General features: G+C 31.9%; 6 protein-coding genes and 1 pseudogene. 4 read left to right on the top strand and 3 right to left on the bottom strand.

Translation table 11 applies throughout. From position 1 onward, the window contains the following. Positions 1-186, bottom strand: a pseudogene (locus K5781_RS09470) (transcriptional regulator); the annotation flags it as partial. A gap of 55 nt (positions 187-241) precedes the next feature. After that, positions 242-703, bottom strand: coding sequence for a hypothetical protein (locus K5781_RS09465; RefSeq protein WP_297443411.1), 462 nt, complete (start codon positions 701-703; stop codon positions 242-244). Between the two features lie 104 nt (positions 704-807). On the opposite strand from K5781_RS09465, the gene K5781_RS09460 reads away from it, so the two are divergent. The 4 genes from K5781_RS09460 to K5781_RS09445 all read left to right on the top strand — a co-directional run bounded on the left by K5781_RS09460 (position 808) and on the right by K5781_RS09445 (position 6480). Continuing rightward, the gene (locus K5781_RS09460) at positions 808-2901 is read left to right on the top strand and encodes an AAA family ATPase (RefSeq protein ID WP_297443408.1); all 2094 of its coding nucleotides are present in this window, start codon (positions 808-810) and stop codon (positions 2899-2901) included. Between the two features lie 98 nt (positions 2902-2999). Next, positions 3000-5138, top strand: coding sequence for a biofilm-associated protein (locus K5781_RS09455; RefSeq protein ID WP_297443405.1), 2139 nt, complete (start codon positions 3000-3002; stop codon positions 5136-5138). A gap of 38 nt (positions 5139-5176) precedes the next feature. Further along, complete coding sequence (locus K5781_RS09450; protein WP_297443403.1) at positions 5177-5689, top strand: adenine phosphoribosyltransferase; 513 nt, start codon at positions 5177-5179, stop codon at positions 5687-5689. Next, the gene (locus tag K5781_RS09445) at positions 5689-6480 is read left to right on the top strand and encodes an S-methyl-5'-thioadenosine phosphorylase (protein ID WP_297443401.1); all 792 of its coding nucleotides are present in this window, start codon (positions 5689-5691) and stop codon (positions 6478-6480) included. The genes K5781_RS09450 and K5781_RS09445 overlap by 1 nt, the downstream gene beginning before the upstream one ends. Here K5781_RS09445 and K5781_RS09440 read toward each other — a convergent pair. Next, positions 6477-6761 (bottom strand): hypothetical protein, encoded by a 285-nt coding sequence (locus tag K5781_RS09440; protein ID WP_366848239.1) that lies wholly within the window; start codon positions 6759-6761, stop codon positions 6477-6479. The genes K5781_RS09445 and K5781_RS09440 overlap by 4 nt on opposite strands. Positions 6762-6764: the final 3 nt, after the last annotated feature.

Below are 6764 nucleotides of genomic sequence, written 5' to 3'. Positions count from 1 at the left end.
TTTCTTTGCTGTTTTCTTTGCAGGTTTAGTTTCGGCTTTCTTTGCTGTTTTCTTTTTATCTACAGTTTTTTTCTTTGTTGTCTTTTTAGGAGAAGAGTCTAAAATGTCCTTTTTCTTTTTTAACGCATCAATATCAGCTTTAATTTTTTCTGCTTCTTCAATTAGAGAGTCTTTTTTCTTTGCCATTAAATCACCATCTTTTTTAAATTCAATTTCTTATCTATCAACAAATATCTCATTCCTATTTAACAGTAAATGTTCCTTTTGTAGAGATATTCTTTAATTGTTTTGAGACCATTTCTACGACTATTTCATATGAACCAGGAGTCTTAATTGTCTCAGAAAATTGTTCATCAACAGGAATTATCTTGTTTCCAGAAGCCATACATTGTTCAAAAAAGCCCCCCTGAGTAATTACTTCATTTTTACCAGAGGCATAAATTGTGATGTATAGATCCCCACAGCTGAATGATGAATCATTTACTTGTACCTGAATTTCAACAGGTTCAGTTGTAGAATATTGTTTTGATAATCCAATTATTTCAATTGCTAAATTATGAGATATGCCATGTTCAGTGGACATAGGCCACATGTTTAATTCTCTATCAGGTTTTTGAAGAATACCTCCTAAAACTACAGACCCAATAATTAATGAGAAAATTATAGGTAATACAAAAACTACAAAGACTCTCTTACTAGCCATTTCGTTTTAAAATCTTCAATTCCCTTATATCTATTTAGCAAAAGTTCTAGAGTCAAGATGAATTTGACGAATGAGTTAAATCGTAGCCAACTAAATATCGCTAGATGCGACTTAGAAAATTCAGAGTTAGAGCATATCGTTGCATACATGATTCTGGAGAAATTACTGTTGGAGATTTGGCAGCTTTTGTAGGTAGAAACGAGAGTGGTAAAACTACAATTCTCCAAGCATTAACTCTATTGAATAGAGAGGAACAAGTTTCAGAATTAGATCTTTGTGATGAAATGAATGAGGAATTAAAAGAAGAGATGAGGTTAGCTGAAGGCGAATTTGATCTCAGTCAACATGAAATGAGTTTAATAAAAGAAAAATTTCCAGGATTGCCAGAAATTAAAAAAATCAGGTTGTTTAGAACGAATGAAAATCCAAATGTACAATACGAATTTGATGATATTGAACTCAGTGAAGATGAAAATAAAGGAATTAATTCATGGGAAAACTTTTCTAGACAAATTTTTGGATTTTTAGATACTATTCCAAACCATTTACGAATTCAAATAGATACAAAATTTTTTGAGGAGGATGTTCCAAAAAATCAAGAAGCATTTGATAGAGGAATGGCAGAATTTAGTAATCAATTTCACGTCATAGCAATACAAGAACCCAAAGTAATTGAAGAGTGGGAAAAAATCTATGAGAGTCCTGAAAATCAATTTTCAAATTTACTAAGTGGTGAAAGTGAAAAAACGGCATTGATGAATTTTATTGCATCAGATTTGCATCCTAGATTTGTATATTTTTCAGATTATAAAAAAATCTATGGCAATATCAATCTCAATGAATACCTAAGAGAAGAGAAGGGTGAACGGGCAGACTCAATTGAGTTTATTGAGGAATTTGACAAAGCAGAAACAGTCAGAAATCTATTCTATTTAGCAGAATTAGACATGAGAGAATTAGATGAAGTAAAAGAAAGCCCTTCAAAATGTATCAAACTACTCAATGCTGCAAGTAATAGATTAACAAAGAAATTAAACCCAGCATGGAAAGGAGATCCCATTCATGTTGACTTGAGATACAATCCTGGAAATATCATGAGCGTAGTAATATCAGATGTTCACAAGGATGGAACCATTACCAATACAGGACTGTTGAATAGAAGAGCAGAAGGTTTCAAATGGACATTTTCATTTATTGTTAATTTTGCAGCTGAAACTCAAAGAGCAGAATTGAAAGAAGCTATTTTACTTTTAGATGAACCTGCAAGAAATCTTCATCCAACTCAACAGATGGGCATTTCAGATTTATTGAAAAATTTAGCAGGATCAAATCAAGTTTTGTATGCAACACATTCACCATTTATGATATTTGATTATACACCAGGCAACTTACTTGTAGTTGAATTAGATAAAAGAAAACATCTGAGTAGAATATTTTATGATTACTGGAATGCGGATGATAAAACATTGACACCGATTTTGTACGGACTTTGTAGGGGTCAAGTAGAATCAATTGTTGATAGAGAAATAGGCACAAATTCTAGACCAATTATCATTGTTGAAACAATGTCTGATGCCATGTATCTTAATGCATTTGATAAATTCTTACAAGATCCAAACATTTCCATGAATCCTCTAAATGTAATTGCAGCATATAGTAAAAATTCAGTATTACCTTTAGCTATATTTTATAGAAATCATGGATACAGAACATTTGTTTTGTTAGATAATTCTGAAGAATCCAAACAAATCTCTGCTCAACTTGTGTCAAATGAATTCTCACCAATTCAGACAATTTTCTTTGAAAGAGAAGGTAAAAAACTGGAATCAATTGAGGATTATATCGCATTAGAAGATTATTTGCACCCAGTCAACCAAACTTATGAAATCAAATTAAGACAAGAAGGTTTTACAAATCTGACACCTGAAGATGTAATACCAAAAGAAGGTAATGGGATACTCCAAAAATTACGAAAAATTTGGCAGGAACATAGAGATGACGATTGGAATGAGTTTGACAATGAAGAAATTACCAGATATATCTGTGAGAAAATAACTTTAGAAGAAACAAGTTTTCTATCAGACAAAACAAAAGATCAGTTTAGATCATTATACAGACTAATAGCTGAAAGAATCAGACAATATCAAAATTTAGGAACAAAGCCAGATTTAAAGAAATACCAAAAGGCTAAGCCTTAAGATTTAAGAAGTTTGCTCATGAAAAACACTAAACTAAGAAATAGAAAAATGGAGAAAATTCTTTAAGGTTTAAGTGAGAGATATTGAGTTTGAATCATATGAATAAATCCTCGACTAGAGGAATTTTCCTTTCAGTTGCATTCTTGTTTTCCATTGCATTAATTTCATTTACATCAAATGTTTATGCTGAGGAAATTTCAGTTTCAAGTATTGCATTAGAAGAAACATCAATAATTGAATTAAAAAACAATTCAGATGAAGAAGTTAATACATTAAGAATTTGGTTAGGTGGAGATTTTAATTTTAAATCATTTAAAACAGAAAAAGGTTGGACTGGTGAGAAAAATTCTCAAGGAGTGATTATATTTACATCATCAGAATCAATCAAACCCGGAGAATCAGTTAAGTTTGGAGTAAAAACTGATAAATCCAACCCAGGAATAAATTGGAAAGCACTAGACAACAAAAATACACAGATAGACACAGGGTTAACAATTGCTAAAGGATTACCGGCAATTATTAAAAATTCAGAACCAAAACAGAGTGCAGATAACACTAATCAAAGTATGAAAGAAGATGCTGTTTTTAGAATAATTCCTGAAAAACCAAATGTAGGTTCATCAATTAGAATCACAGGAGATAATTTTGCATCCTCACAAGAATATGATTTCTACATTGACACAAAAAAACTTGGTAGTTTTACAACTGATAATAATGGTCACTTTATGACAACAATGAAAATTCCTAAAGATCAAGAAGCAAAGAGAGTAGATTTTAAGATAAAAGACAAAGAAGGACAAGAAAAGAAACTCAGTATCAGAATAGGAGAAGGAGAAAACAGAATAGCAGATTCAGAAAATATTCCACTAACAATTAAAGGACTTCCAGATGAAATTCACAGAGGAGACTTTTTAGAGATTTCTGGAACTGCAGATCCTGGTAGTGGGATTAAGATAGAAATCGAAGCACCAGACGGAGAAATTATTAGAACTAGAACAACAGAAACAGACAGTAAAGGAAACTGGAAATTAGAACCACTTTTAGTTCCACTAGATAGGCCATTTGGAAAATATATTGGAACTATTTCAGATGGGAAGCAGAGTATTACAGGTACTTGGGAAATATCATCAGATAAAAAAATCATCATTACTCCCATTAATTTAAAATTTGAACCGGGAGAGAAAATGAAATTTAATGGAACAGCAATACCAAACAAGTCAATTGAGATCATATTAGAAGATCCTTTAGGAAAAGAAGTAATTTCAGATATTATTCAAATTGACGACACAGGCAAAGTTGAATTTGAATTTTCAACTACACAAAATACTCCAGAGGGAACATACACATTGATTGCAACTCAAGAAAAAGAAAAAGAATTCACTTATGCAGGTTTAGGACAATTACCATCAATCCCAGTTAACATAGAATTTGATAAGCTTAATTACAAATCAAGTGAAACAGCTGTGATTTCAATTTCAGGAAAAGGTTCAGAAATTATCAATTTATTAATCATTGATCCATCAGACAAACCAAAAGGAGAGGCAGTTTCAATACAATTGCAGCCAGATGGACGAGGTTCACACTCTATAGACTTGTCTGGATTTTCATCTGGAGTGTATAATGCAGTAGTTAGTAAGGGCAATGCACAAAGCACAGAGACGTTCACAGTAGGACTACAAATTGGGTCTGGAGAAATTCAAATCAATACCACAAAATTAGATTATCATCCTGGAGATTCGATATTAGTATTAGGAGATACAGGATCAAATGTTCTCTTAACATTAACTTTGATTGATCCTAATGGAGAAGAAGTCAAAGTTAGAGAAACGTTTTCCAATAAGAATGGGAAAATATCCGAAGATTCATTCAGAATTCCTTCAGACGCAATCCCAGGAATGTGGACTATAAAGGCAAAAAGTGGTTCAAACTTCGACAATGTAGAAATTGAAGTTCTTGCAACTTCAACAGAAGGCATGGTTGTTTTAGTTGAAGATGGGCCTAATTATCCAGGAGTTGGAAAATCAAAGAACATTATTGTACATGGAGGACAACAAACAGTTTCAATAGAAATTATTGCAGAAGATGATGAAATTATTGATAAACTTTCATTTCCAGCATCTGCACAAGGAGAAATTAAACAACCATGGATCATTCCAAAAGATACGGAACCAGGAACATATACTATAAGAGTAGAAGATGCATTCAATACAGCAGAATCAACTTTCCAAATTCAATAATTTCAAACAATTTTATTTCACTTAATTTTGTGTAAATTATGAATTTAAAAGATAAGATAGCAGATTATCCAAATTTTCCGAAAAAAGGGATTTTATTTAGAGACTTTAGTCCAATATTGAAAGATCCTTCAGCATTATCGTATGTTGCAGATGAATTTTCAAAATACTTTCATCCAAAAGATATAGATGTGTTTGCAGGGATTGAATCAAGAGGATTTATTCTAGCTTCCATTCTAGCTTCAAGATACAATAAAGGAATGGTAATGATTAGAAAAGCTGGAAAACTACCTGGAAAAACTACAAAATTATCATATACTATAGAATATGGAAAAGATACAATAGAAATACAAAAAGACATCATCAAAGAAGGAGAAAGAGTCCTAATTTGTGACGATTTACTTGCAACTGGCGGTACAGCAAAAGCTTCTGCAAAACTAATAGAAAAAATTGGAGGAGAAATTGTAGGATTTGCATTCATCATTGAACTAGTGGATCTTAATGGAATGAAAGGAATTAGCAAATACAATTGTAAATCATTGGTGAAATATTAATGGAAAAAGATGTAGAAATAGGGATTTTTGGAGGAACAGGAATTTATGATTCAGGATTACTTGAAAATGCAGAAGAGATTGATATTGATACTCCATATGGAAAACCTTCAGATACAATTACTGTGGGAATTTTTAAAGGAAGAAAAATTGCTTTTCTTCCAAGACATGGAAAAAAACATACCATTCCACCACATAAGATAAATTTCAAAGCAAACATTTGGGCATTCAAAGAATTAGGAATTACTAGAATTATTGCTCCTTCAGCAGTAGGAAGTTTAAAAGAAGAATTTGAACCTGGTCACTTTGCATTACCAAGTCAATTCATAGATTTTACAAAATCAAGAGATGGAACATTTTCAGATAATGGTAGAGTAATCCATATTTCAGTTGCAGAGCCATTTTGTCCAGAATTACAATCATCAATTCTCAAAGTTACAGATAATCAAGAATTGAATATGCATAAAGATTGTACATATATCTGCATAGAAGGGCCTAGATTTTCAACAAAAGCTGAATCCAAATTTTATAGAACAACAGGTGCAGATATCATTGGAATGACTCTAGTTCCTGAATGTCAGTTAGCAAGAGAAGCTCAAATGTGTTATGCTTCAATTTCAACAGTTACAGATTATGATGTATGGGCAGAAAAACCAGTCACAGCAAAAGAAGTGATTGAAACACTTTCAAAAAATGTTGAAAAAACAAAAAAAATTCTAACGGAGTTAATTGATAAAATTCCTAAAACAAGAAGTTGTGCATGTGCAAAAGCATTAGAAGAAGCAGAATTCTAATCATCAACAAATGACTCTTTTTTGAGGCCTTCGGGTAAAGTCAAATCACCTTGTAAAAGATTTCTTTGTAAAGCAAGTATGACTTCTTCAACATCATATCCCAATTTTTGAAGTTCTTTTTCCGTTGTTTGTGAGAGTTTTGCTCCTATATTTTGACCTCCAATCCTACCAAAAGCAATAGCAGTAAAACGAAATTCATTTGAATCTAGTGTAAAATTACCAGTGATCTTTGCAGCCATTTGACTACCATGAATGTTGTTTATGTGTACGTTAAGATCCATCTC

It is taken from the genome of Nitrosopumilus sp. (genome assembly GCF_025699255.1).
Taxonomy (GTDB): Archaea; Thermoproteota; Nitrososphaeria; order Nitrososphaerales; family Nitrosopumilaceae; genus Nitrosopumilus.
Note: the sequence above shows the minus strand (reverse complement) of the source record. Positions and strands in the feature narration are given on the sequence as shown.

Coding starts and splice junctions, on each gene's coding strand:
- K5781_RS09465 (WP_297443411.1), bottom strand. CDS start 703: ATGGCTAGTAAGAGAGTCTTTGTAGTTTTTGTATTACCTATAATTTTC.
- K5781_RS09460 (WP_297443408.1), top strand. CDS start 808: ATGCGACTTAGAAAATTCAGAGTTAGAGCATATCGTTGCATACATGAT.
- K5781_RS09455 (WP_297443405.1), top strand. CDS start 3,000: ATGAATAAATCCTCGACTAGAGGAATTTTCCTTTCAGTTGCATTCTTG.
- K5781_RS09450 (WP_297443403.1), top strand. CDS start 5,177: ATGAATTTAAAAGATAAGATAGCAGATTATCCAAATTTTCCGAAAAAA.
- K5781_RS09445 (WP_297443401.1), top strand. CDS start 5,689: ATGGAAAAAGATGTAGAAATAGGGATTTTTGGAGGAACAGGAATTTAT.
- K5781_RS09440 (WP_366848239.1), bottom strand. CDS start 6,761: ATGGATCTTAACGTACACATAAACAACATTCATGGTAGTCAAATGGCT.